This window comes from Paraglaciecola sp. L3A3, assembly GCF_009796765.1.
GTDB lineage: Bacteria > Pseudomonadota > Gammaproteobacteria > Enterobacterales > Alteromonadaceae > Paraglaciecola.
Genome location: NZ_CP047023.1, coordinates 4915572 through 4939782, shown reverse-complemented (window position 1 = coordinate 4939782; position 24211 = coordinate 4915572). Strand labels below are relative to the sequence as shown.

24 protein-coding genes are annotated in these 24211 nt (G+C 37.1%); 15 read left to right on the top strand and 9 right to left on the bottom strand.

The annotated features are described in order from the left end of the window. The first annotated feature begins 120 nt into the window (after positions 1-120). The 5 genes from radC to mutM all read left to right on the top strand — a co-directional run bounded on the left by radC (position 121) and on the right by mutM (position 2779). The gene (gene radC, locus GQR87_RS20535; protein ID WP_158972545.1) at positions 121-795 is read left to right on the top strand and encodes a DNA repair protein RadC; all 675 of its coding nucleotides are present in this window, start codon (positions 121-123) and stop codon (positions 793-795) included. A 199-nt stretch (positions 796-994) separates the two neighbouring features. Continuing rightward, on the top strand, positions 995-1231 hold the full coding sequence (gene rpmB, locus GQR87_RS20530) for a 50S ribosomal protein L28 (RefSeq protein WP_158972544.1): 237 nt from the start codon (positions 995-997) through the stop codon (positions 1229-1231). A gap of 11 nt (positions 1232-1242) precedes the next feature. Further along, complete coding sequence (rpmG, locus tag GQR87_RS20525; protein ID WP_158972543.1) at positions 1243-1398, top strand: 50S ribosomal protein L33; 156 nt, start codon at positions 1243-1245, stop codon at positions 1396-1398. Positions 1399-1501: 103 nt separating this feature from the next. After that, positions 1502-1963 carry a hypothetical protein gene (locus tag GQR87_RS20520; protein WP_158972542.1) on the top strand — a complete coding sequence of 154 codons (462 nt, stop codon included), beginning with the start codon at positions 1502-1504 and terminating at the stop codon, positions 1961-1963. 3 nt (positions 1964-1966) lie between these two features. Continuing rightward, positions 1967-2779 (top strand): bifunctional DNA-formamidopyrimidine glycosylase/DNA-(apurinic or apyrimidinic site) lyase, encoded by an 813-nt coding sequence (mutM, locus tag GQR87_RS20515; RefSeq protein WP_158972541.1) that lies wholly within the window; start codon positions 1967-1969, stop codon positions 2777-2779. A gap of 12 nt (positions 2780-2791) precedes the next feature. Here mutM and coaD read toward each other — a convergent pair whose 3' ends face one another. The 3 genes from coaD to glf all read right to left on the bottom strand — a co-directional run bounded on the left by coaD (position 2792) and on the right by glf (position 5578). Beyond that, positions 2792-3280 carry a pantetheine-phosphate adenylyltransferase gene (coaD, locus tag GQR87_RS20510; RefSeq protein WP_158972540.1) on the bottom strand — a complete coding sequence of 163 codons (489 nt, stop codon included), beginning with the start codon at positions 3278-3280 and terminating at the stop codon, positions 2792-2794. 101 nt (positions 3281-3381) lie between these two features. After that, positions 3382-4452 (bottom strand): beta-1,6-galactofuranosyltransferase, encoded by a 1071-nt coding sequence (locus tag GQR87_RS20505; RefSeq protein WP_158972539.1) that lies wholly within the window; start codon positions 4450-4452, stop codon positions 3382-3384. Position 4453: 1 nt separating this feature from the next. After that, a complete protein-coding gene (glf, locus tag GQR87_RS20500; RefSeq protein ID WP_158972538.1) occupies positions 4454-5578 on the bottom strand; it encodes a UDP-galactopyranose mutase in 1125 nt (374 codons plus the stop codon). 378 nt (positions 5579-5956) lie between these two features. Between glf and GQR87_RS20495 the strand changes: the two genes are divergently transcribed. After that, positions 5957-7285 (top strand): capsule assembly Wzi family protein, encoded by a 1329-nt coding sequence (locus tag GQR87_RS20495; RefSeq protein WP_233267342.1) that lies wholly within the window; start codon positions 5957-5959, stop codon positions 7283-7285. Positions 7286-7350: 65 nt separating this feature from the next. Here the strand turns inward: GQR87_RS20495 and GQR87_RS20490 are convergent, their stop codons facing one another. Beyond that, on the bottom strand, positions 7351-8064 hold the full coding sequence (locus GQR87_RS20490; protein WP_158972537.1) for a 3-deoxy-D-manno-octulosonic acid kinase: 714 nt from the start codon (positions 8062-8064) through the stop codon (positions 7351-7353). A 119-nt stretch (positions 8065-8183) separates the two neighbouring features. Between GQR87_RS20490 and GQR87_RS20485 the strand changes: the two genes are divergently transcribed. Then, complete coding sequence (locus GQR87_RS20485; protein ID WP_158972536.1) at positions 8184-9260, top strand: glycosyltransferase family 4 protein; 1077 nt, start codon at positions 8184-8186, stop codon at positions 9258-9260. Between the two features lie 108 nt (positions 9261-9368). On the opposite strand, the gene GQR87_RS20480 is transcribed toward GQR87_RS20485, so the two are convergent. Continuing rightward, complete coding sequence (locus tag GQR87_RS20480) at positions 9369-10685, bottom strand: 3-deoxy-D-manno-octulosonic acid transferase (protein WP_158972535.1); 1317 nt, start codon at positions 10683-10685, stop codon at positions 9369-9371. 280 nt (positions 10686-10965) lie between these two features. On the opposite strand from GQR87_RS20480, the gene GQR87_RS20475 reads away from it, so the two are divergent. The 5 genes from GQR87_RS20475 to glpG all read left to right on the top strand — a co-directional run bounded on the left by GQR87_RS20475 (position 10966) and on the right by glpG (position 16315). After that, positions 10966-11373: a hypothetical protein gene (locus GQR87_RS20475; RefSeq protein WP_233267341.1), complete on the top strand. Its 408-nt coding sequence runs from the start codon at positions 10966-10968 to the stop codon at positions 11371-11373. A 6-nt stretch (positions 11374-11379) separates the two neighbouring features. Continuing rightward, positions 11380-12561, top strand: coding sequence for a TonB-dependent receptor (locus tag GQR87_RS20470; protein ID WP_158972534.1), 1182 nt, complete (start codon positions 11380-11382; stop codon positions 12559-12561). A gap of 3 nt (positions 12562-12564) precedes the next feature. Continuing rightward, on the top strand, positions 12565-15039 hold the full coding sequence (locus tag GQR87_RS20465; RefSeq protein WP_233267340.1) for a bifunctional diguanylate cyclase/phosphodiesterase: 2475 nt from the start codon (positions 12565-12567) through the stop codon (positions 15037-15039). A gap of 98 nt (positions 15040-15137) precedes the next feature. Then, on the top strand, positions 15138-15467 hold the full coding sequence (gene glpE, locus GQR87_RS20460) for a thiosulfate sulfurtransferase GlpE (RefSeq protein ID WP_158972533.1): 330 nt from the start codon (positions 15138-15140) through the stop codon (positions 15465-15467). A gap of 2 nt (positions 15468-15469) precedes the next feature. Further along, a complete protein-coding gene (gene glpG / locus GQR87_RS20455; protein ID WP_158972532.1) occupies positions 15470-16315 on the top strand; it encodes a rhomboid family intramembrane serine protease GlpG in 846 nt (281 codons plus the stop codon). Positions 16316-16504: 189 nt separating this feature from the next. On the opposite strand, the gene GQR87_RS20450 is transcribed toward glpG, so the two are convergent. Beyond that, the gene (locus GQR87_RS20450) at positions 16505-16933 is read right to left on the bottom strand and encodes a flagellar basal body-associated protein FliL (RefSeq protein ID WP_158972531.1); all 429 of its coding nucleotides are present in this window, start codon (positions 16931-16933) and stop codon (positions 16505-16507) included. A gap of 125 nt (positions 16934-17058) precedes the next feature. Between GQR87_RS20450 and GQR87_RS20445 the strand changes: the two genes are divergently transcribed. Next, positions 17059-17643, top strand: coding sequence for a chorismate lyase (locus tag GQR87_RS20445; RefSeq protein ID WP_233267339.1), 585 nt, complete (start codon positions 17059-17061; stop codon positions 17641-17643). Further along, positions 17633-18508: a 4-hydroxybenzoate octaprenyltransferase gene (gene ubiA, locus GQR87_RS20440; protein WP_158972530.1), complete on the top strand. Its 876-nt coding sequence runs from the start codon at positions 17633-17635 to the stop codon at positions 18506-18508. Before GQR87_RS20445 ends, ubiA begins: the two co-directional genes overlap by 11 nt. Positions 18509-18549: 41 nt before the next feature. Here the strand turns inward: ubiA and GQR87_RS20435 are convergent, their stop codons facing one another. Then, positions 18550-18792: an accessory factor UbiK family protein gene (locus GQR87_RS20435; RefSeq protein ID WP_158972529.1), complete on the bottom strand. Its 243-nt coding sequence runs from the start codon at positions 18790-18792 to the stop codon at positions 18550-18552. Positions 18793-18878: 86 nt separating this feature from the next. Between GQR87_RS20435 and rep the strand changes: the two genes are divergently transcribed. Next, on the top strand, positions 18879-20894 hold the full coding sequence (gene rep / locus GQR87_RS20430; RefSeq protein WP_158972528.1) for a DNA helicase Rep: 2016 nt from the start codon (positions 18879-18881) through the stop codon (positions 20892-20894). Between the two features lie 71 nt (positions 20895-20965). Here rep and GQR87_RS20425 read toward each other — a convergent pair whose 3' ends face one another. Together GQR87_RS20425 and GQR87_RS20420 are read right to left on the bottom strand one after the other, a co-directional pair. Beyond that, the gene (locus GQR87_RS20425; RefSeq protein ID WP_158972527.1) at positions 20966-23587 is read right to left on the bottom strand and encodes an EAL domain-containing protein; all 2622 of its coding nucleotides are present in this window, start codon (positions 23585-23587) and stop codon (positions 20966-20968) included. Between the two features lie 120 nt (positions 23588-23707). After that, positions 23708-24103 carry a cytochrome c5 family protein gene (locus tag GQR87_RS20420; RefSeq protein WP_304611198.1) on the bottom strand — a complete coding sequence of 132 codons (396 nt, stop codon included), beginning with the start codon at positions 24101-24103 and terminating at the stop codon, positions 23708-23710. Positions 24104-24211 lie beyond the last annotated feature (108 nt).

Below are 24211 nucleotides of genomic sequence, written 5' to 3'. Positions count from 1 at the left end.
ACGACATTAACTAAGTCAGATAAGTGACATTATTGGCTGGATCGTGTTCCTTTTGCTAGGCTTATTTTCTACTTAGTTAAAAACTAATCACTTTATTTTTTAATATTAAGGCAGGGACGCATGAAAATTACCGATTGGCCTAAACAAGATCGGCCCAGAGAAAAGTTGCTTTCTCATGGGGCTGGCTCTTTATCTGATTCAGAATTACTGGCTATCTTTTTACGCACAGGCATTGCTGGCTGTAGCGTATTGGAGCTTGCTCAACATATGCTGAATGAGTTTGGTAGTTTACGCTCATTATTTAAGGCAACTGAACAAGAGTTCTGTCAGGTAAAAGGTCTGGGGCAAGCCAAATATGTGCAGCTACAGGCGTGTTTAGAAATGAGTCAGCGTTTTATGGCTGAGAAATTATCGAGAGAAAACTCCTTCAATTCTGTAGAGCAAACCCAAGCGTATTTAATTGCTAAATTACGTGATCAACCTCATGAAGTGTTTGCTATGTTGTTACTCGATAGCCAGCACAGACTCATTACTTTTCGTCCTATGTTCTACGGCACTATAGACAGTGCGTCTGTTTACCCTAGGGTATTAGTACAGCAAGCGTTAAAAGATAATGCTGCAGCGGTGATACTGGCCCATAATCACCCATCTGGTGTGGCTGAACCTAGTCAAGCAGATAAGAGCATTACTAAACGTATAGTGGATGCTTTTAGTTTATTAGACATTAAAGTGTTAGACCATTTTGTGATAGGTGACGGAGTGGCAGTGTCATTTGCACAAAGGGGACTAATCTAGTCGTAATATTTACATATTTGCCAGTATTTCTGCCAGAAACAACAAAATAGCGGTTTTTATACACATTATTCTTGAACTGATTTTGAATTTGCTGTATAAAATGCGCCCTCTTGTAATAGCGTTAACTGAGCTGAATTTAATAGTGTTTAATTAAATCGGAGTCAGAGCTAAAATTTTTTAGATTGTTTGGAGACAGGCCATGGCCAAAGTATGTCAAGTTACTGGCAAGCGTCCAGCGGTAGGTAACAACCGTTCACACGCAAAAAATTCGACTCGTCGTCGTTTTTTGCCAAATCTTCAATCTCACCGTTTTTGGGTTGAGAGTGAAAACCGTTTCGTGAAATTGCGTTTATCTGTTAAAGGTATGCGTATTATTGATAAAAAAGGTATCGATACAGTATTAGCTGATATGCGTGCCGACGGTGTTAAAATTTAAGGAACCAGATTATGCGTGATAAAATTAAATTAGTATCTAGTGCTGGTACCGGTTTTTACTACACTACAGATAAAAACAAACGTAATATGCCTGGCAAAATGGAGATCAAAAAGTTTGATCCTAAAATTCGTCAGCACGTTTTGTTTAAAGAAGCCAAAATCAAGTAATTTATTGGTTTTGTCTCCTGAAGAACCCGGCTTTTAGTCGGGTTTTTTGCGTTCAAAGCATATGTCATACTTATTTATAAATTGATTACTTGTTATTATCTCTATGATTAGACTTTCTCAGCGAGGCTGGAACAACGTTATTATTTTCACTACCTTGATTTTGATCTTGTTATTCAATTTCAGTAGTGATTTTTTGAATCGAGGCTTAGATGATACAATTACTCGTACTAGCTTGATCCCTTCGGACTGGGTTGTTACCACCATAGAGTTTGAGCAAGATACAGTAGAACGTATTGGTCAAGGTTGGCGTTCTAAATCCGGCTCTTTAAACCTTGATGATTTAAACCTGTTAGTCAGTCATTGGCAAAATGCTCAAGTGCAGTTATTTGATTCAGAGCTTAATTGGCAAGCAGACAGCCAAGTTGTTAAGTTGTGGTTTGTAGGCCAAGCCGAGCCCATCGAATATTCTTTTTTATCTTTTGCCGATAAAACGCTGGTTAAATTTGAACAGCAAACTTATATGTTAATCAGTCCTGACTTCACATCTTTACTTGTAGATAACTAAAACATGCCAGAATTACCAGAAGTCGAAGTGAGCCGTTTAGGTATCACTCCCCACTTAGAAAAACAAATAATAGAACAAATCATAGTACGCCAGCCCAAGTTACGTTGGCCTGTACCAGATAATGTTTATTTGGCCGAAGGATTGATGATTGATTCGATTCGTCGTCGGGCTAAGTATTTATTACTGGATACCAGTAAAGGCAGTATTGTTTTGCATTTAGGCATGTCGGGTAAGCTCTGTGTGGTGGATAGTGATACAGAAATTAAAAAGCATGATCACATTGACATTGTTATGCAGAACGGTGTGTGTTTGCGTTTTAATGACGCTCGTAGGTTTGGTTCTTGCTTATGGCAGGGGATTAATGAGCCGCAACTAAGTTTATTGGCTTCTCTTGGCCCTGAGCCGTTGACGGATGACTTTGATGGTACAAGATTGTATGAGTTATCACGGAATAAATCTGTGGCAGTGAAAAACTTTATTATGGACAATAAAGTAGTAGTGGGTGTGGGCAATATCTACGCTAATGAGTCTTTATTTATTGCTGGGATTGACCCACGAAAACCAGCGAATAAAATCACTAAAAAACGATATTTAGCCTTAGCCGAAATTATTAAAAAAGTATTGGCTAGTGCCATAGCACAAGGCGGCACTACCTTAAAAGACTTTATGCAAGCTGATGGCAAACCAGGCTATTTTGCTCAGCAGTTATTAGTGTATGGCAGAGCGGGTGAAAATTGTGATGCTTGTCTAACGCCAATTCAATCCTTGATGATTGGACAGCGAAATACTTTTTACTGCCCATCTTGCCAGAATTAGCGTCAAACTTAGTTATGTGTGTGGGTGGAGTTTATTTTTTAAAGCTGCAATCACTGCAGGGTGACAAAATTCAGTTACCTCGCCTCTGTGTAAGGCAACTTCTTTAACCAAGGTTGATGAAATAAATGAGTTTTCTTCGGCGGGAGTCATAAAGACACTTTCTAAATCCGGATTTAACCTTCTATTCATATTGGCTAATTGAAATTCGTATTCAAAATCTGATACCGCTCTTAAGCCCCGTACTAGAATTGCTGCTTTTTGTTGCTTAGCAAAGTCAGCTAACAGTCCGGTAAAACCAATTACTTCTACATTGTCTAAATGTTGAGTGACTTGTTTAATTAACTCTACTCGTTCATCGAGAGTGAATAAGGGTTTTTTGCTAGGATTTGATGCAATACCAATAATGACATGATCGAACATCTTCGCGGCTCTTTCTATCAGATCTGCATGACCATTAGTCACCGGATCAAATGTACCTGGGTAAATTGCTTTTCTATGCATAATTGATGTTCAGCTCATTTAAGTGGCTAGTTTTACAGTGTTAAATTAATAGGTGATTGGATATCTAGAAAGCATAACCATATCACCTGTTTAATTTGAACTTATTTTTTTTCGGTGGTCCAATTTTTATCAGCTAAAGCCTGTTCAGCCTTTTCTAAGGATTGCCGTAAAAATTCCCCAGCTTCTAAATTTTGCTTTATTTTAGCGGCATTGGTTTTGAAGCGTGCATAGTCTTCAGGCTGTAACGACTTCATCTTAGCAGGCAATTCATTAAGTGATGATATAGTGAAACCTATACCGTTACTAACAACAAAATCAGCCATGGCTGCTTTATCCCAGATAATGATAGGCATTCCACATAAAACATAAAGTGATAGTTTATGAGGGTTGTTGTATTTCAAATATTTTCCCGGTAATCCATCACATGAATCAAGTGATTCACCGTACCATACCAAGCCAAAATCACCATCTATACGATCGATAACTTCATCAGCAGGAAAAACACCTTTGTAATTTAAGATTGAGTTTTTGTTATCTTTAACACTATTGGGATAGAAATTTGTGCCGTAAAGATCAATGCAGTAGTTAGCGCTTTCTAAGGTATCCAATTCATAAACAAAACTTTGTTTTGAGCCTATGTTGCCAGCAAATACAATACGCAATTTTTCGAAGTTAAAAGGTTTTTTCTCAATGGTTACTTTAGCTGTGTGTAAATAATCAAAGGCACCAATTTCGAATAGTTGTGATTGTATGGATTGCTCTTCAAACCAGCGGCGCATCGCTGGATTATGAATGATGAGTTGGTCACATCTATTGAGTAAGTCCATTTCCTTTTGAGAAAATTCGTATTTACCCTTAAGGCTTCTTACATCGTGAACTATGGTAACAATTTTACATTTTTTTATTTCAGCGCCCCAAACACAGTAGCGGAAAAATTTATTAAAAGGGTACTGTAAACACACATAGGAGTGACGTTTTAGTCTTATCAACCCCCAAGTTACGCCTAAAGCACTGATCAGCGTGCCGAGTAATGAATTGGTTACCCAAGTTTGTTTAAAACCTAGGTTTCTCCAGCCTTGATTTGTCAGTATGGTTTCACAATCTATTTTAGCCTTACCAGCTGCTCCAAACATGCCGCGGTAGTTGCGGGAAATAAATACCTTGTCTGTCATTTTATTGATTGTCCAATTCGGTTTTAGTTAATGATAATGCGGCTTCAATGGTGTCATCCATGTCATAGTATCTGTAATCAGCTAAACGCCCTCCAAATAAATATTTATCGCAATAATCTGCTGAAGCAGCCATTTCTTTATAACTAGCTATCAGAGCGTTATTGTCAGTGTCGTTTATTGGATAATAGGGTTCGTTATCTTTACTAAATTCATGAGGGTACTCATGCGTTACTATTGTTTTTTCTTGAGTGCCAAATTCAAAGTGTTTGTGTTCGATAATCCGCGTAAATGGGATATCTTTTTCAGTGTAATTAACTACTGCATTTCCTTGATAATTCTCTTGGTCAAGGACTTGCGTTTCAAAATGCAAACTACGATATTCCAATTTACCTAATTGATACTCAAAAAATTCATCTATTTTGCCTGTGTATAAAACTTTACGGGCGAGTTGGTCGTATTTTTCTTTGTTGTCAAAATAGTTAACGCCAGTATGAATTTCAACGCCTTCAAACAATGCATTTGTTAGCGTGTTGTAGCCACCAATAGGCACGCCTTGGTATAAATCATTGAAGTAATTGTTGTCGAAAGTAAATCTAAAAGGTAAACGTTTGATGATGAATGATGGGATCTCAGTAGCAGGACGGCCCCATTGTTTTTCCGTATAACCTTTTATTAAAGTTTCATATAAATCTTTACCGCCAAGAAAAAGAGCCTGTTCTTCTAGATTACTAGGTTCAATATCGCGATAAGGTTGACGTTGCTCTTCAATTTTTGCCCTTGCTTCTGCTGGTGTTTTAACGCCCCATAACTGATAAAAGGTATTCATATTAAAAGGCAGGTTGTAGAGCTTTTCGCGGTAATTTGCGATGGGAGAATTAACGTAATGATTAAATTCAACAAACTGATTTACGTAGTTCCACACTTCTTTATTGCTGGTATGGAAAATATGCGCACCATATTTGTGCACATTAATACCTTCAATGTTTTCACAGTATATATTCCCCCCCGAGTGATGGCGTTTATCAATCACTAACACTTTGAGGCCTTTTTGTAGTGCTTCCCGAGCAAAAACAGCCCCAAATAACCCTGCACCTACTATCACATAATCGTATTGAAAATTGCTCATTTGTCCTGCGTCTTTTAAGATTTATATATTTATCTGCGAACAATAAACGCTGAAGAGGGCCGTTGCAACTGGCATAGGTAACTCAGTTATGAGCTTGTGTTATAAAAATTGTTAAAAATATTATTATTTTTAATAAATAAATCAAAAAAACAATGTCAAAGGGGATGAAAAATTGTTTACTGTAGCGGTAATAAGGTAATATTTTTTTGTTATCTTACTTGTCATTTTTTTAGGGAATCACTATTAGTGAATCAATTCGTACGAGTTTTAGTCGTATTTTTTTTATTTAGTATTACTCCACGAGTATTTTGTTCTCCTTGGATTGGTACATTAGAGCCACAATTGCACAAAGATCTGCAAACCTTGAGTGAATGAGGGGTGTTAGATGCGGCGGTGACGAGTTTTCCGGTACCTTGGAAAGGCATAGCTCAACAATTAGAGAAAATTCAAACAGCAGAATTACCCTCTATCCCGTCAATTGCTGCAAAGCGCTTAAAACATTATTTACAAGTGCATAAATCTCAAACAGGCCAGTCGATAATCAGCTTGTATGGTGCTAGCGATGATAGTCGCTTTACAGACTTTTCTGGTTTGCAGGCACAAAAAGTACAACTAAATATAACCAAAGAGTTTTATGTTGGACGCTGGGCCGGACAAGTGTCAGCCAATTATGAGCGTGGTGGTAAAAAACATTTTGATGAAAGCTTTATCGCTTATCAGTTCGGAGACTGGAATTTACGTTTAGGTAGTATAAGTCAATGGTGGGGGCCAGCGCAGTCTAGTAGTTTAATTTTAAGTAACAATGCCCGTCCTATTCCGGCATTAGCCTTGTCTCGTTCAGAAACTACTCGATCTAAACATCACTTGTTAAGTTACCTAGGGCCATGGTTTTTCACAATGCAGTTAGGGCAATTAGAAACTGAACGGAGTGTACCCGATACCAAAATTTGGAGTAGTCGTTTTAATTTCAAGCCCGTCTCAGGCCTTGAAATAGGTTTGTCTTGGAACGCTATGTGGGGGGGAGAAGGAAAAGGCAATTCATTTTCAGATTTTATTGATTTGGTTACTTTTGAGAGAGACTGTATTAATGGCGCCATTAGTTGTAACAATGACTTAAAATCGCCTATTGGAAATCACCTTGCGGGCATAGACTTTAGCTATAGTTTAATTATTTTTGAACGACCCTTTAGTCTATACGGACAAAGGATTGGTGAAGATAAAGGAGATTATTTGAATGTTAGAGATAATGCTAATCTAGTTGGTTTATCGAGTTATTTCTGGGGCAGTAAAATTTATTTAGAAACAAGTGATACAAATGTGGCCTGCTCAAATCAAGGTCTACCAGGAAATAATTGTTACTACGAACATTCTACTTATACTGGTGGTTATCGTTTTTACAATAGAGCCATTGGTAGTACTTTTGATAGTGATGCTGATATGTTGACCTTGGGGATAAATAAGCAATTTAGTGACGGTGATCTGTTTGAAATAATGTTTAACCGTTTAAAACTGAACCAAGATAAGCAACAGCCTTCGCCGGTTGTATCAGGCAACAGCGAAGATATACATAGACTGTCTGGTTTTTATCAAACTCAATTTGGAGATTGGCTAGTTAAACTAGGGGCAAATTTTGAATATACAGATCTTAACCTTGAATCTAAAACGGAAAGTTTGATTTATGCAAATTTCAAATATAAATTAAACTAAAGTTAATACTTATTAATGACTTTTTAGCAGGTTTTTTCTGCTTGGCTGAGTGAGCATTAGTCTCTTTAAAACTCTAAGTAACCAGTTTGTAATGCCAGCCAATCGTTTTCTGACCAATAAATATTTTTTAATCTTTGCTCTTTTTCAAAAGAACGATGTAAACGAGACAAATTAGCACTTTTCCATTTTTCTCCTTGTTTTACTGAACATTTATCAAAATCGATTAACCAAGCTTTATTATTATGATCCAGCATAATATTGTGAATATTTAAGTCGTGGTGGTAAATTTGCTGTTGATGAAACTTAGCTATGGTTTGGCCAATTTTTTGCCATATATCTGGGCTAATACTTTTTTCGAGTAAAATATTAAACACATCTTTAGCTTGAGGTATTTTGCACAAAATAATATCTGCTTGATAATACAGTCCCACTCGCTTAATTTGCGCGGCAATAGGGGTTGGACAAGGTAAACCTAAGTTTGCCATGTGATGTAGTAAATTAAATTCTTTCCAAGCCCTGGTGCGATGTAGACCGGTAAAAACATATTGGCCATCTAATATTTTTCCTACCAAGCCACCTCTAAGGTAATGCCGTAAAACGTATTCGCCATTTTGGTGTTTAAAAAAATAAGTGGTACCTCGACCAGTAGCTTGGCCGATTATTTTATTTTGATTTGACCAGAACTGATCTGTAAAAATTTCAGCTTCGGGTGTATCAAAATAAGTTGAATCAAATAAAATGACGTGTGCGCCATTTGTTTTTTCCTGGATGTTTGGCATGTTACAATTTGTTTATACGTTGAATGTGGGTATTGTAAAACATTCTTTGCCTCTTGCGGAAAGTTACTTTCTGTACTTATTAACTTCATATTCACCACTTAAATCAGGCGCTAGATAATATGACAGAACTCTCTAAGAGTGATGCAAAACCTAATGAAATAGAATTAATTATTGGTAACTCTAATTCAAATTTTTCCGGTGTAACATCTACCATGTTACAAGTGATGTCCCATCAAAAAAAATTGATCAATTTGCGTATTATGGGTCAACATTTTGTTGATGAGCCAGAATTGGTGATTAGTTTTTGGCAGACAGCTAGAATGTGTCGTAAACCTTTAAGTAATGGAAAGTGGCGTATATTTCATGCTCGTCGAGTAGATGAAATGATCCAAGGTGTTTTATTAAAATATCTGTTCGGAGCCAAAATTAAATTAGTATTTAGTTCTGCAGCACAACGTAAACGTTCAGGTTTAACCCTGTGGTTGACTCGGAAAATGGATGCTGTGATAGCTGTCAGTAATCGCTCGGCTAGCTATTTAGCTGACAAACCAGCCATGGTAAATCCCCATGGAGTACAAATTGATAATTATGTTCCCGCTGCAGATAAACAAGTTGCATGGCAAGATTTAAATTATGGCGGCAAATATGGCATAGGTATCTTAGGCAGGGTGCGCAAACAAAAAGGCGTGCATTTGTTTGTTGAATCCTGCATACAAGTATTACCTAAACATCCTGAGATTAACGCTGTTGTTGTGGGGGCCATCTCATCGAGTAGCCAAGAGTTTGTCGATAAGTTGAAGGGTGATATTGCTAAAGCTGGGTTAACTGACAGAATTATTTTCACTGGAGAGCTGCCATTCAGTCAGTTGCCGAAAATTTTTAGTGCTTTGTCTTTAGTCAGCGCTTTAAGTGACAACGAAGGGTTTGGTTTAACCGTGCTTGAAGCTATGAGTAGTGGCGCAGCTGTATTAGCAACAGAAGCGGGTGCTTGGGAAGAAATTATTCGTCCTGGAGTTGACGGATATGTAGTGCCTGTGAATGATCAACAGGCAGTAACCCAGAAGATGGAATTATTACTATCAGATCCCGCTAAGCTTGTTGATATGGGCAAAGCTGGGCGTACCAGGGTTGAAGAAAAATACAGAGTAGAGGATGAAGCCAAAAGTTTAGTGGATTACTTTAGGACTCTACAATAACTTGAACTCATGTTAAGAAATATCGTGTTGATTTCTATATAAAATTCAAAAAGGTGACAATAGTTATTGATACCAATTAGTCATGATAAGCGCTGAATGAGCGATAATTTACTGCTGATTGGTATTAGCTAGACCAATAGCTAGCAGGGTTTTGTTTATTGCCCCTTTATTTTGTTGGATAACTAGGCCTCCTGCTTGCCCGTCCTGATTTCTTAGCTCTGTATTATCTAACCAATGTTGACAGGCTGTTTTGATGTCTTCGGCATTGTGGACTGTTTTAAGAGCGCCTGCGTCTTTCAAAGTTTGCTGGATAGCGGGGTTATTATATACAGATGGCCCCATTAGAATTGGTACATCAAAAATAGCCGGTTCTAGAGCATTGTGTCCGCCTCTTTCAGCTATACTACCTCCCACAAACGCTATTTCTGCAAGATTATATAAAGCGCGTAACTTTCCCATTTGATCACAAAGCAATACTTGAGTGTTACTGTCACAACTTTGTTGCTGGCTCATTAAGCTAATTTTTATTGATTGTTTTATTAGTAATTGTTGAACTTTTTCAAACCTCTGAGGGTGTCTTGGCACTATAACTAAAAGTAAATTTTTGTATGTTTTGCTTAAGGCCAAATACGCTTCTAGTAATATTTTTTCTTCAGGATCATGGGTACTGCCGGCTAACAATATTCGGCGCTCTTTGAGCCCATAAGTTTGTATTATGTTTTGGCTCGTTGATAACTCGGTTGGATCAATATTGAGTTCAAATTTAATATTATTGGTTAAGGTTATTCGCTGTTTTTCTACGCCTAAGCTTAGGTAGTTTTTATAATCTCTTTGACTTTGGGCGCAAATATGTTCGAAGGAATCGAACATAGGTTGAAATAAAGCGGGAAATTTTAGATATGTTTTAGTGGATTTTTCACTCATTCTGCCATTTACAAGATACAAAGGTATGTTCATTTTTTTGCTTGAGCGGCATAAGTTAGGCCATAACTCCATTTCATTAATTAGAATTTTTTGGGGTTCTATAATTTTAAAAAATAACCAAACAAATAAGGGAAAATCATAAGGCAGATAATAATGGCTGATTTTATCTGCAAATAAAGTCTTAACTCTATCGGCTCCGGTAGTGGTATTGGTGGTAATAATAATAGATATTTGAGGTTGGTAAGTGAGTAATTTTTCTACCAGATTTTGAATGGTCACCACTTCGCCCACAGACGCACAGTGAATTAAAATATTATGATTAGATTTGTTGGTTTTACATAAGCCAAATCGAGAAAGTCTAGCTAGAGTGTAACCTTGTTTGCGAATTAATAAGCAGAACAATAAGTTAAGCAATAAAAGAGGAGTCAATAAGAGCCACAGCAACGAATACATTAAGTAAGCAATTTTGTGTTTAAAACCAATAATAAGAGATGCTGTCATTTGATGCTGTGTTTAATCTTCGTTTAATAAAAGTCTGTTAGATTTTAACAGAATTTAGAGCCAGCGTAAGGGGGACTCATTTTGGTGGGAAATTTTGCCGTGTAGACTATAATAAATGTCAACAATTAAATATTCTTTTGATACTTTGTAACAGTTTGAATCTTAATTATTTTTTAAATAAATGTAGATTTTTTCTGCAACTAATTTAGTATAAAAATACACTCATTCTGGAGTTTTTTTCTTGTTGCTTATTAAGCGTTATTTTTTATCGATTTTGTGCATGGGAATATTGTCTTGTCACGTAAGTGCACAGGGTGAAATTACTCAAGTTCAAGTGATCGTTAACGCTTCTGTTGAAACCGAAGAAATAGATGTTGAGCAAGCCCGTCGAATTTTCTCAATGCGACAAACTGCATGGCGTGATAATCAAAAGATCACTGTTTTTGTTTTGGCCAGCAAACATAAAACCCACCAAATTTTTACCACCCAAGTATTAGGCGTATTTCCATATCAACTGGAAAGGATATGGAATAAGTTAGTGTATTCAGGATTAGGAGAGGAACCTATCCAAGTTAACAGCGAACAAGAGATGATAGAACGCGTGAGTAAGCAGTCAGGCTCAATCGGTTATGTTTTACAGCATGTGGAAAATGTAAATATTAAAACTGTTAACCTGGTAAAGGAATAAATGATAATGAAACATTTGACGCTAGTTAGTTGCATTAACCTTTACTTAATGGTGCTGTCCCATAGCGCTTTTGCTGAGTCGATTAATTTACATGGCTTTGTCTCGCAAGGCATTATTCAGGCTGAAGGTTCAAATTTTGTTGAGGACGATGGAAACGTTTCTCTTAAATTAACTGAAGTGGGGGGGAATGTATCTTATCGATTAAATTCTACCCTTAGAGTTGCCGGGCAGGGAGTGTATTTGAATGGCGGTAATAGGTATTCCGAAGGTCCACGTATTGATTATTTGTTTTTAGATTGGCAAGTGGTTAATCATTTAAATTGGAATGTTAAGGCCCAAATTGGCAGGAATAAAAACTATCATTGGTTGTATTCTTCTACTCGTGACGTACCCCACACCCGCCCATCTATTATTTTGCCACAATCTTTATACTTTGATGCGTTTCGTGATGTTGCTTTAGGAGTGGATGGGCTTGCATTACTTGCACAAACAAATAATGATTTTGGAGAGTGGGATATGAATTTCACTTACGGAAAATCAAAAATTAGTGAGCAAGAAAAAAGAAACTTACTAGGCGCAGAAGTGGCTGGCAAGCTAGAGCATACTTCTGATACTCAATTTAGCCTATATTGGCGACCAAAATTAACAAACTTACAATTTGGCATGAGTATTTTAGATGCAGATTTCAGGTATACCAAGGCGCAACAAGATGTACTTATTAATGGTGATGAAACTTCTCAACGTTTGATGTTTAATTTTTTGTATCAAAGTGAAAAATGGGAACTCGCTTCAGAAATTATTAAAGAAAGAGTGATAGTTGAGAATTTAGTTTCTCTTGGGCATAAAAGTGATGTCACTGCTGAAGGGGGATATATTCAAACTCGGTATTTTGCTACTCCTGACGTAACTATGCTTGCTAGGTTAGATTTATATGACAAAGATAATAAAGACCGTGATGGCAGTGATATAGAGTTGCTCAGTAATGGTGTAATTCCTGGTTATTTTGGTTACATGGATCAAGCTACTTTAGGGCTGACTTGGAAGTTGCCTAAAAATATGCAGTTACAAGCTGAGGTGCATCGTGTTAAAGGCACCAGCCGATTAGCCCCCTTTTTAATTCCTGACCTGATTGCAAACGATAATAAATATTGGAATATCTGGGCGTTACAAATGATGTATTGGTTTTAACTGATGCGTAAATTTGTCAGTTTACCTTATAAAATAATGGGGCCGTTCATGGCCACTCTTTTTGTTACCACTATCCTTATCACGTTTTTGTGGGTGGATAAAAGTAATCAAGATTTTGAAATTCAGCAGCAAACCTTACGTGAGCAGGATCAAAAACAATTCTGGCTCATTAGGGATATGATACGTAATCGTATGGAATCTTGGTTTGAATCTTTTATCCATTTTCAGGCCCAAAAATCAGCTGATGCTTCGAATATTACTGCGAATTTTAAGCATGAATTTGATTATATGCAGTTAAATTGGCAGATTAATAACTTATGGCTTTTTGATGATAAACAAGAGTTATTATTACAAACGTCTGAGGGGGCGATACCGCCAAAAGTTAAAGCTGATGTAAAAGAAGTATTAGAAATTCATTCTTCTTTGTCACACATTAGCTGCGCTGATGTGTGTCAGCAGCAGATTAGTATGCCCATATTAACTGATTCTGGAAATGTGGTGGTCCTATCTATTAGTAGTTCTTTAATGGAAACCTTAGCCTCATTACATCGTTCTACCTCAGCTTTATTGGCAATAGTAAGCATTCAAAGTTCAACAGATAGCAAGTCTGTCGCCAATCACAAAATGAATAACCTTTTAATTCAGTCCCCAATCAGTACCAATAACAGAAAGGTGATTGAAGGGTATTTAGAGCAATTACCTAATGAATTAAGCCTTAGTGATGTGCTGGATTCTGGCTATAAATTGGAAAGTAACAATCAAAGTTTTTTATTGAACCTTTTACCAATAGAACAAAAGTTTGAAAATAATACTTATCTTTTATTTATTCATGATATTAGTCAGGTGACGACTGCTCACCAAAATTACACCAGACGGATTATTTCTATTGCTTTGATTGTTGTTTTTATATTAGGTATCGCCCTATTTTTAATGACCACACAATTTCGTAAACGTTTAGTACTTGTCACCGCTCAATTACCTTTATTAGCAGAAAAAAATTACGCCGCATTTTGGCAAAATCAGTTTTCGAAAAATCGCTTTTTTGTTGATGAAATAGAACAATTGCAAGATTCAGCCAGCTTATTAGGTAAAGAGTTAGAGTCTTTGGATAAAACCATTGAACTGAATACCCGAGATCTTGAAAAAATAGCGATGAATGACTGGTTAACAGGTTTGCCGAATCGGAACATGTTGAATTTCCAGTTAAAAAAATTATTGGCGACCTTAAATGATGAATCAAAGCAACTGACAGTGATGTTTCTCGATTTTGATAAATTTCGAAAGATCAATGATACCCACGGACATAAGGTGGGTGATGCCTTTTTGATACATGCTGGACAAAGGATCGCAAGCTGTTTGAGTGGTACCGATTTATTATTTAGATTTGGTGGTGATGAATTTGTTATTGTGTTTTTAGAAAAAATTAACAGCGGTCACTCACCTGTTTTAGCCAGTAAATTAATCGAAAGTTATCGAGATCCAATTGCCGTTGATGAACTGCTGTTTTACACCTCAATCAGTGTAGGCATTACTAGCACAGTTCATCATACCGATGTATTTGAAGATCTTATTCGCCAATCTGATTTGGCTATGTACGCTTCTAAAGATGCCGGTGGTGGCCAATACAGTATTTTCAATGAAGCTATGCAAGCTAATGTCGTGCGTAAAGTTGAACTAGAAAATGAAGTTCGTGATGCTTTAGAAAAAAATGAATTTAGTTTTGCTTTGCAACCTCAAGTGGATATCTCTACCGGCAATCTATTAGGCTTTGAGGCATTGATCCGCTGGTTCCATCCAGTTAGAGGGTTTGTTTCACCTGATGAATTTATTCCTTTAATCGAAAACTCTGGGCAAATGATCCATATTGGCTATTGGGGAATAAAAAGAGCGTTTGAAATATTGGAAAATCTAGATGAGTTAGGTTATAAAAATCTTAAAATAGCGGTCAATCTAAGTGCCAGTCAATTTATGGATCCTGATTTAGTGCCCTTTTTAGAAGGGCAACTTAAGTTGTTTTCTAGAGATCCGTCGCAAATTGAATTTGAGTTAACAGAAAGAACCTTAGTGGCTGATATCGAGCAAACGTTAGAGACTATGAATCAGTTGAAAGTAATGGGCTTTATTTTTTCTATTGACGACTTTGGTACCGGTTACTCTTCTTTAGCCTATTTAAAACAAATGCCTGTAGATATTATAAAAATTGACAGAAGTTTTGTTTCCGCTATGGAAGATAGTAGCGCTGATATGCAGATAGTATCGTCAATTATTGCTATGGTACAAAGATTAGGTATGACAGTGGTTGCTGAGGGCGTGGAGACTTTGATTCAAATGAGAATGTTGAAAAATTTACAATGTAATATTGGTCAGGGTTATTTTATTTGTCGTCCTCTAATGGAAAAAGACCTTTACCCTGCATTAAAAGAAAAATATATAAATGGTACTTGGGATAATTTAGATAATTTAGATTTGGTCGAATAAGTCAAAAATAAATGTATTCTCCCCCGCAGTGCGATGTAATAGAATCTACAAGTAGTACATTGCATGTAAAGTGATAATTTATTTTTGGAGTACATTTAATGGAGCAATTTGCTCATATTTCGATACTAGAAACGCAACAAAAACTATTAACAACAGAAGCAAAAATTGTCGATATTCGTGACGAAGCTTCTTTTCAAAATGGTCATATTTCGGGTTCAACACATTTAACCAATGGCACATTAAATAATTTTGTGGCTGGAGTCGAGTTTGATACTCCTGTCATTGTCGTTTGTTATCATGGCCATAGTAGCCAACAAGCCGCTCAGTTTCTGATTCATCAAGGGTTCGAAGAAGTTTATAGTATGGATGGTGGGTTTGAAGCTTGGCGTAAAGAACTTCCATTTGAAACCTTGAAGGAAGAGCCATAACTTTGTCAAATTCAGTTAAGTTAGTTGCTTTTTCTAAGGAACAACCAGCCAGATTATTAGCTCATTATCTTTTAAAAAACGATATTGCTGCAGAATACAGTTACCTTGATTCCGAGTATGCGCATGCCGTTATTTTATTAAGGAGTGAGCAAGAAGAGCAGGCTAAAACTATTGCTGAAGAATTTATACTGAATCCAAATGATGGTAAATATCAAAGTGCAGCTTGGGATTCGGCCAGTTCGGTAGAATTAGTTCCTGAAAAATCTTTTTCTATTGCTAAAGTGATAGGCACACTCAAAACATCCCCTTTTACCGCATCTATTTTACTATGTTGTGTCTTGTTATTTATATTAGGCAATATTGGGATTATCGCGCCGTATCAGTGGTTGCGTATTCAACCCATTGGAGAACTGGTAGAAAGCCATCAATGGTGGCGGATCATCGGCCCTGCTTTCTTTCATGGTTCGTTCTTACATATTTCTTTCAATTTGGTCATGTGGTGGGTTTTAGGTAAGCAAATTGAAAGATTTTTTGGTATTAGTTCTTTGTTTGTGCTGTTGGTTTTATCTGCTTCAATATCCAATATTTCTCAATTATTAGTAGTTGGTCCAAATTTTGTAGGGTTGTCAGGAGTAGTCTACGCCTTAGTAGGCTGTGTTTGGTGGTTAGGATGGCTAAAACCTGATTGGGGTATTTGGTTACCAAAGCCTATCATTGGCTTTTTGTTAGTTTGGTTAGTGGTGGGGTATATAGATATTTTGCCTATACACATGGCCAATACCGCCCATACTGTAGGCTTAATCTGCGGTTGCGCTTTTGCTTGGTGGTTGGTGAAAAGGGCGAAATAGAGCTCAGGGCTTGTTGATTTTTGACTTAGCCCTCATGTTTTTTGCAGAGAGAGCCAGCACAAAAACATCGGCATGTTATTGAACAGCTTTGCTAGCTTTAGCGTCAGGCAGAATGTCTAGAGTAAACCCGAGGCGTGATTAAAAAGCGTTTAGTTTAAACAAAATTCATACACCAAGGAGCAATAGTTGCTAACCTTGATGGTAGAGATATTTAGTAAAAATAACGTCTTTTATCATCTCCGAACCCGTTTCTCGGCGCATAAGTTCTTTTAATCGAGCTAAACAATTTCGGCGTATATCTTCTCGGCCAGTAAGAGATTTTATTTTTTCAGCGGTTTGTCGACCAAATACTTCAATAATAGCTGATCTTATTAGAGGGGAGTGGTGATCAGCTGCTTCAAGGTACTGAGCATCCTCTAACATAAGCTCGATAGAAACTCGAACAAAGCCTAGTTTTCGTGCAGAAGTGCCAAGAAAATTGGTGACAATCTCAGGTTCTAGACTGTAATAAGCATAATTTTTCTGAGTTACGTCTTGACCGTAAACTAAGTTTTGATAACTAAAAAAGAAAAGTAAACTGGCAATTATCAATTTGGCTTTAGGCATAATCAGTTTCATATGGTTTGACTCTTATAGATTTAGTGTATCAATTTTTTAGCATATGCATAATGCCAATTCACCGCTTTAGTCTTATTAAGCTACTTGGTACTATTCTGTTTTGAATTATTAAATAGTGCATAATTTTGAATTCTCCAACTATTTTTCCAGTAAGCATACCTTCATCTTGGTTGGATTTAACTGCTTGCAGCCATACCACTGCTCATTTACAAAATTGGTTATTGGATAGTGGGTCGTTAACCGAAAAATTAATAGCAAGTTGTACTCATTTTCACCTTACTGTAATCGGTGAAGACAGATCGAGTATCACTATTGATGAGTTTCAGCAGGTATCTCATTTAGGAACTCAACTGGTTGAACAAGATTGGTTAGTTAGAGAAGTGATTTTATGGGGAGATGGTAAACCTTGGGTGTTTGCTCGTTCTATTATTCCTGTTGAGCTTTGGCAGCGAGATTTTGTGGGTCTGAATGATAAACCTTTAGGGCAGTTGATTTTTAATGATGCTAGATTTAAACGTATGCCGTTTCAATTAACACAAATTGATGACTCTGAAGCTTTTCTTAAACAATTAAATATGTCAGGTTCTGAAGTGTTGTGGGGGCGACGTTCTACCTTTAAGTTCGAACATTTAAAAATGATGGTGTGTGAAGTTTTTTTGCCGGACTCTCCTGCATATCAAACTATGAGGCAAATTAATCATGCTACATAATGGCCTTATCAGTATTAATTGGCAGGCATACTGGCGACTGATGCGCGCAGACAAACCCATTGGCACTTTTTTGTTGTTGTGGCCCTGTCTTTGGGCGCTGTGGATTGCATCTGCAGGTTGGCCTGATTTACACATCTTGATTGTATTTACTCTAGGTGTTTTTGTGATGCGTTCAGCTGGTTGTGTGATAAATGATTACGCAGACCGTAAAGTAGATGGTGCAGTTAAGCGGACATCGACTCGCCCTTTAGTGACTGGCGAGTTGTCTGCTAAACAAGCTATTGGCTTATTTGTTATTTTATTACTCGTCGCTTTTATGTTGGTATTAACCCTCAGTTGGCAAACGGTTGCGATGTCATTAGGTGGTTTAGTCTTAGCCACTATTTATCCTTTTATGAAACGTTATACTCATTTACCCCAAGTGGTCTTGGGGGCCGCATTTGGTTGGTCTATTCCAATGGCCTTTGTGGCTATTGGCGAACCTTTGAGTTGGCTGGTATGGGTATTGTATTTCGCAAATCTTTTTTGGACTGTAGCCTATGACACTCAATACGCTATGGTTGATAAAGACGATGACCTTTTGGTTGGAGTAAAATCAACAGCCATCTTATTTGGCCAATACGATAAGCAGATTGTTTTTTTATTGCAGCTGGCTGCGTTAGTGTTACTGTTAATTGTGGCGAATGAGTTGAATTTTGGTTTGGTTTTTTATATCTCAATTGCACTGTGTGTTGGTTTGTTTATTTATCAGCAGTGGTTAATTAAAGATAGGGACAGAACTTTATGTTTTAAAGCGTTTTTACATAATAATTATGTAGGAATGGTGTTAGCTATGGGAATTGTGGGCCATTATTTGATAAATTAATATTTAGGTCACAAGAGAACTCATGACCCAAATCTTTTTTATTAATTCTGCTTCTCTAGCTCGTCTAGCCTTTTTTCTAGGGCTGCTAACTTTTCTCGTGTGCGGATCAATATTTGGCTTTGAATATCGAACTCTTCTCTACTGACAAAGTCTAATCGGCTAAGTTGGGATTGTAATACCTGCTTAACTTTTGTTTCTGCACCTTCTGCGAAGTTTTTTACTTCTGGTGGAACTGAGTCGGTGATTTGTTTAGCTATCTCTTCCAGTTTTTTAGGGTTTAACATAGTGAATACTCAAGTTAATTATGTTGGATTAAAAGGCATAATTTCATACAATCGTCGGCCTTTAACTTTAGGCTGTCAAATTTACCATGAAACTTAACCCAGGTCAGAACGAAGCTGTAAATTTTATTTCTGGTCCTTGTCTAGTGTTAGCAGGCGCCGGTAGTGGTAAAACCCGTGTAATTACCAATAAAATTGCTCACTTAGTGCGTCAGTGTGACATGCCTGCCCGTTATATTGCGGCTGTGACATTCACCAATAAAGCCGCTCGTGAAATGAAGGAACGGGTTGGACAAACCTTAGGTAAAAAAGAGGCTAGAGGCCTCAAAGTGTCTACTTTCCATACCTTAGGTTTAAATATTATTAAGTCGGAGGTAAAGGCGTTAGGTATTAAGCCTGGTTTTTCTTTGTTTGATGATAAAGACAGTATGGCTTTGTTGAAAGATTTAACAGAAGTTGAGTTTGACGGCGATAAAGAATTACTTGCTGCATTACAAAGCCAAATATCTAATTGGAAAAACGATCTCATTTTGCCTGAGCATTTAACAGGACAAACCTTATCTGCATCTGATGGTGAATTTGCTGAATTTTACCAGCGATATCATAATCACTTACGAGCTTATAATGCTTTAGACTTTGATGATTTAATTTGTTTGCCCACTTTATTATTAAAGTCCAACGAGACAGTTAGATTAAAATGGCAAACTAAAATTCGTTACTTGCTGGTGGATGAATATCAAGATACCAATACCAGTCAATATGAATTGGTTCGATTATTAGTCGGAGAGCGTGCTCGTTTTACTGTGGTGGGAGATGACGATCAATCTATCTATTCTTGGCGAGGCGCTAGGCCGCAAAACTTAGTTCTACTGCAAACAGACTTTCCACGGTTAAAGGTCATTAAACTTGAACAAAATTACCGTTCTTCTGAACGTATTTTGCATTGTGCTAACATCCTGATCCAAAATAATCCTCACGTATTTGAGAAAAAACTGTTTTCTGAGTTGGGATATGGCGACCCGTTGCAAGTCATAGTGGCTAAAAATGAAGAGCATGAAGCTGAACGTGTAGTCGCAGAATTAATGGCACACAAGTTTATGAATGCAACCAGCTTTAAAGATTATGCCATTTTGTATCGCGGAAATTTTCAGTCACGGGTTTTTGAAAAAGTACTGATGAGTAACCGAATCCCTTATAAGATAAGTGGCGGTATGTCATTTTTTGGTCGCTCCGAAGTCAAAGATATCATGGCCTATTTGCGCTTGTTAGTGAATCAAGACGACGATAATGCCTTGCTCAGGGTGATCAATACCCCTACCCGAGGCATTGGTCGGGTCAGTTTAGAAAAGTTGGGTAACTTGGCTAACAAGAATCAAACGTCTATGTTTGAAGCTGCGTTTGATCCCCGATTACAAGAAGTATTAACAGGCAAAGCTTTAGTTTCTGTTGAGCAATTTAGTCGTTGGATTGTCGAACTATCAGATCGAGCCGTAAGAGGTGATGGCATTGCCACTATTCGAGAAATGATCAAAGCTATGGGCTATGAAGAATGGTTGTACGAATCAAGTACTAGCCCTAAAGCCGCTGAAATGGCTATGGCTAATATCAGTACCTTATTTGGTTGGATTAGTGACATGTTAGAAGGCAGTGAGCTTGATCCACCTATGACACTGCAGGAAGTGGTTAATCGTTTAATTCTCCGTGACATGATGGAACGAGGTGAAGACGAAGACGATGCTGATCAAGTGCAACTGATGACCTTACATGCCTCAAAAGGCTTAGAATTTCCTTATGTGTTTATGGTCGGAATGGAAGAAGGCCTGTTACCCCATCAAAGTAGTATTGACGAAGACAATATAGACGAAGAACGACGTCTGGCCTATGTTGGGATTACTCGGGCACAAAAAACTTTATTTATGACATTGGTTAAAGAAAGACGTCAGTATGGTGAAGTGATCAACCCAGAGCCCAGCCGATTCTTATACGAATTACCTCAAGATGATTTAATTTGGGAACATAAAAAAGTGAAAGCTTCAGCAGAAGAACGTAAAAAGAAATCAGAAATTGGTATCGCTAATTTACGTAATATGATGAATAAAAGTTAATTATACCAATTCCATTAAATTCTCGCTGAGTGTAGATTTATTTATTGGGGTTGATATTAATCATTGTTTGATTAGGCGCTAATCGTATTGTTAGTGCCATCATTTATTTCTACTTTTTCTGCTTTTTGTAAAAATTTTCCTTGACCAAATTGACAGCCAGCTTTTGCGAGAAGGGTATATTGCGCTTCTGTAGTAATACCTTCGGCAATCAATTTAAACTTTAGATGGCTAGAAATAGATAATACCGATTGGATCAGCTTTAAGTTACGTTCTGAACGAGGCAAAGTTTTCACAAAGTGGTGGTCAACTTTGACGTAATCAAATGGATAAGAATATAAGTAACTTAATGACGCTAATCCGCTACCAAAATTATCCAAGACTAAAGTAATCCCCGCTCTTTTTAAGATTTTAATTGCTGGTAATAAAAACTGTGAACGACTGTTTAAGGTGTTTTCGTTAAATTCTAAGACTAATTTTTTCGGATCCGCACCAGAGTTGACACAGTATTCAACAAGTTGTTTAGCCAAAGATGTTTGGGTTAATTGATGGATTGATAAGTTAATGGCGACCAGTCTATTTTTGTCAGCAGCACTACCATTTTTCCACGCCACTAACATTTCACAGGCGTTAGATAAGATATATTTGTCCATTTCCACAGTTAAACCACACTGCTCTGCCACATGCCAATACTGCTCTCGTTTAATTTTCCCTAAACTTAGGTATTGCCAGCGAATGTAGCACTCTTCGTATAATACTTGTTTTGTGTTTAGATCGACCACAGGTTGTATGTAATGTTCAAAAGCTCTAGCTTGTAAAATTTTTCTGAACTCTTCTTCCATTTCTAATTCTACAAGCAGCTTTTCACGCATGGTTTTATCAAAAATAACATATCGAGCGCGGCCCAAAGATTTTGCATGATACATAGCAGCATCTGCATCTCGCAACACTTCATCAGCTTTATGATAACTGCTGTCCAAGTAGGTAATACCTATACTGGCACCAGAGTACATATCTTTATTTTCGATCTTAAAGGGTTTAGCAATGGATTCTATAATCCGCCCAGATATTTCTTCTATATCTGTAGGGGCATCAAAATTATCAAATAACACGACAAACTCATCGCCTCCTAAGCGGGCAAGTAAGTCATGAGCTCTAATACAAGAGTTGATCCTATTGGCAACTTCTTTTAAAAATGCATCTCCAGCCAAATGACCTAATGAGTCATTAATTTGTTTGAATCGGTCCAAATCAATAAATATCACTGCAAAGTGATTAGCTGAATATCGTTGTTTACTTGCTATCGCTAGTTCAAGCCGACTATTGAATAAAACTCTATTGGCGAGTCCAGTTAATGCATCATGCTGCGTGTCGTATTCTAGTTGTAGTTGTGCTAGCTTTCTTTCTTCGATTTGTTTTTGCAAAAATGTATTAGCTGAGTTTAATTCTTGGGTACGTTGTTTTACCTCTTCAGCTAAGCGTTGGTTGTAGGCTTGCATTGCCTCCGTTGCTTGTTTGCGGGTAAAAGCTACGGCAATATGATGCGATACAAATCGTAAAAACTCCAAATCTTTTAAAGTATATTGTTTTGAATCTGTATAACTTTGTACCGCTATGACACCAGATATATTGCCATCGATAACTAAAGGTGCCCCCAGCCATGAATGACCTTTTTCACACATATTGCTGCAAATTTTTTCAGATAACTCGCCTGCCTCATATAATTGGGTGACATTTGATGAGTCTATTAATTGCGCAGTGCCGTGACGAATAATATATTCGGTTAGCCCTAAGCCCATTTTCCTTGGTTCAATATAGGTTGCCAATTCATTTTTATAATAGGGAAACTCTAAGGTTTGACTTTCTTCATTTATGTTTGATATGTAACAACTCGGAGCACCAATTAACCGAGCGAGAATATCGTGAATAATGCTATAAAAATTATGCGTATTATGGTTTGTCGAGGCTGATAATTCTGAAATTTCAAATAACGCTTGTTGTAATGATTCTACTTTTTGCCTTTCACTAATTTCCTCTTGTAGCTCTTCATTCATTAACCTGAGTTGTTTGGTTCGTTGACGAAAGCTCTTTTCAGTTAACTCCCTGCTTTTTACCCGATCGACACAATTGACTATGTGTTGTGATACAAATAACAACGCTTCCAAATCTTCTTGGGTAAAACGTATCGATTCATTATAACTTTGTACGGCTATAGCACCTATTACTTGAGAACCTCTTTTTAAAGGAACGCCAATCCAATCTACTGGTTTTGCAGCAATACTTTTGATAGACATTTGTGCAAGTTGTTCGTTATAGGTTTCTTGTTTTAAGAATAAATATTTACCTGTACGTAATATATATCCAGTAATTGTTTCTTTTAATTCGTTTAAAGAATTTTTTGAGATGATTTCTTCAGCGGGTTTTTGGTCAGCATAAACGAATTCTATACAATCGCTGCCTTCTTCATAAAAAGCCACAGAGAAGTTTTGGGCAGGAATAAAGGTGCCAATGATTTTTTGGATGGCCGGATACAAACTAGATAATTCATTGATAGTGCTAGCTAATTCTGAAATTTCAAACAGAGATTTTTGAATTACTTCGGAGTGCTTATATTTTTTAGTGATCTCTTGCAATTGAGGAACTAATTCTTGTAGTTCTTCAAGAGACAGGTTATCGGCAATATTATCTGAAGTCATTAGTGCTCGGGCTTCGCTTTATTATTTTATGACGAAATATTAAGCTCTCAAAAGTAAACCATTCAAACAAAAAAGGCCACTATTAGGTGGCCTTTTTATGGGATTTTCTGATAATTTAAATCAAATACCCTCAATCATATGCTCTATAGCCGCTTTTAATTCGTCGTCTGAGCAATCTCCACATGTGCCTTTAGGGGGCATGCCACCAATACCATTAATTGCATTTTTCCATACAGTATCAAAACCTTTTTCAAGACGCGGAGACCAATCTCCTGCATTTTGAAATTTAGGTGCATTTAATACACCTACAGAGTGACATGCTACACAGGTTTTATTGTATATATCCACACCAGAGCGAGGGCCGCTAGATGCAGATTCAGCGACTGCCCCAGCAACATATACCTGACCTATAGGTTGAATACGTGACTTGATTTCATCATCTGTCATATCTTGTGCAGATGCACTGAAAGCACACAATATACCAAAGCACGCATATAGAAAGGCTTTAAATTTCACAACATTCTCCAAATCAGTTCGCAGTTACCTTTAAATTCTAGGACAGATTATAACTACAAATGTTTTGTGAACAACTATTTATGCTATTTTCGTGTAACAATTAGTTGG

Coding starts and splice junctions, on each gene's coding strand:
- radC (WP_158972545.1), top strand. CDS start 121: ATGAAAATTACCGATTGGCCTAAACAAGATCGGCCCAGAGAAAAGTTG.
- rpmB (WP_158972544.1), top strand. CDS start 995: ATGGCCAAAGTATGTCAAGTTACTGGCAAGCGTCCAGCGGTAGGTAAC.
- rpmG (WP_158972543.1), top strand. CDS start 1,243: ATGCGTGATAAAATTAAATTAGTATCTAGTGCTGGTACCGGTTTTTAC.
- GQR87_RS20520 (WP_158972542.1), top strand. CDS start 1,502: ATGATTAGACTTTCTCAGCGAGGCTGGAACAACGTTATTATTTTCACT.
- mutM (WP_158972541.1), top strand. CDS start 1,967: ATGCCAGAATTACCAGAAGTCGAAGTGAGCCGTTTAGGTATCACTCCC.
- coaD (WP_158972540.1), bottom strand. CDS start 3,280: ATGCATAGAAAAGCAATTTACCCAGGTACATTTGATCCGGTGACTAAT.
- GQR87_RS20505 (WP_158972539.1), bottom strand. CDS start 4,452: ATGACAGACAAGGTATTTATTTCCCGCAACTACCGCGGCATGTTTGGA.
- glf (WP_158972538.1), bottom strand. CDS start 5,578: ATGAGCAATTTTCAATACGATTATGTGATAGTAGGTGCAGGGTTATTT.
- GQR87_RS20490 (WP_158972537.1), bottom strand. CDS start 8,064: ATGCCAAACATCCAGGAAAAAACAAATGGCGCACACGTCATTTTATTT.
- GQR87_RS20485 (WP_158972536.1), top strand. CDS start 8,184: ATGACAGAACTCTCTAAGAGTGATGCAAAACCTAATGAAATAGAATTA.
- GQR87_RS20480 (WP_158972535.1), bottom strand. CDS start 10,685: ATGACAGCATCTCTTATTATTGGTTTTAAACACAAAATTGCTTACTTA.
- GQR87_RS20475 (WP_233267341.1), top strand. CDS start 10,966: ATGGGAATATTGTCTTGTCACGTAAGTGCACAGGGTGAAATTACTCAA.
- GQR87_RS20470 (WP_158972534.1), top strand. CDS start 11,380: ATGAAACATTTGACGCTAGTTAGTTGCATTAACCTTTACTTAATGGTG.
- GQR87_RS20465 (WP_233267340.1), top strand. CDS start 12,565: ATGCGTAAATTTGTCAGTTTACCTTATAAAATAATGGGGCCGTTCATG.
- glpE (WP_158972533.1), top strand. CDS start 15,138: ATGGAGCAATTTGCTCATATTTCGATACTAGAAACGCAACAAAAACTA.
- GQR87_RS20450 (WP_158972531.1), bottom strand. CDS start 16,933: ATGAAACTGATTATGCCTAAAGCCAAATTGATAATTGCCAGTTTACTT.
- ubiA (WP_158972530.1), top strand. CDS start 17,633: ATGCTACATAATGGCCTTATCAGTATTAATTGGCAGGCATACTGGCGA.
- GQR87_RS20435 (WP_158972529.1), bottom strand. CDS start 18,792: ATGTTAAACCCTAAAAAACTGGAAGAGATAGCTAAACAAATCACCGAC.
- rep (WP_158972528.1), top strand. CDS start 18,879: ATGAAACTTAACCCAGGTCAGAACGAAGCTGTAAATTTTATTTCTGGT.
- GQR87_RS20425 (WP_158972527.1), bottom strand. CDS start 23,587: ATGACTTCAGATAATATTGCCGATAACCTGTCTCTTGAAGAACTACAA.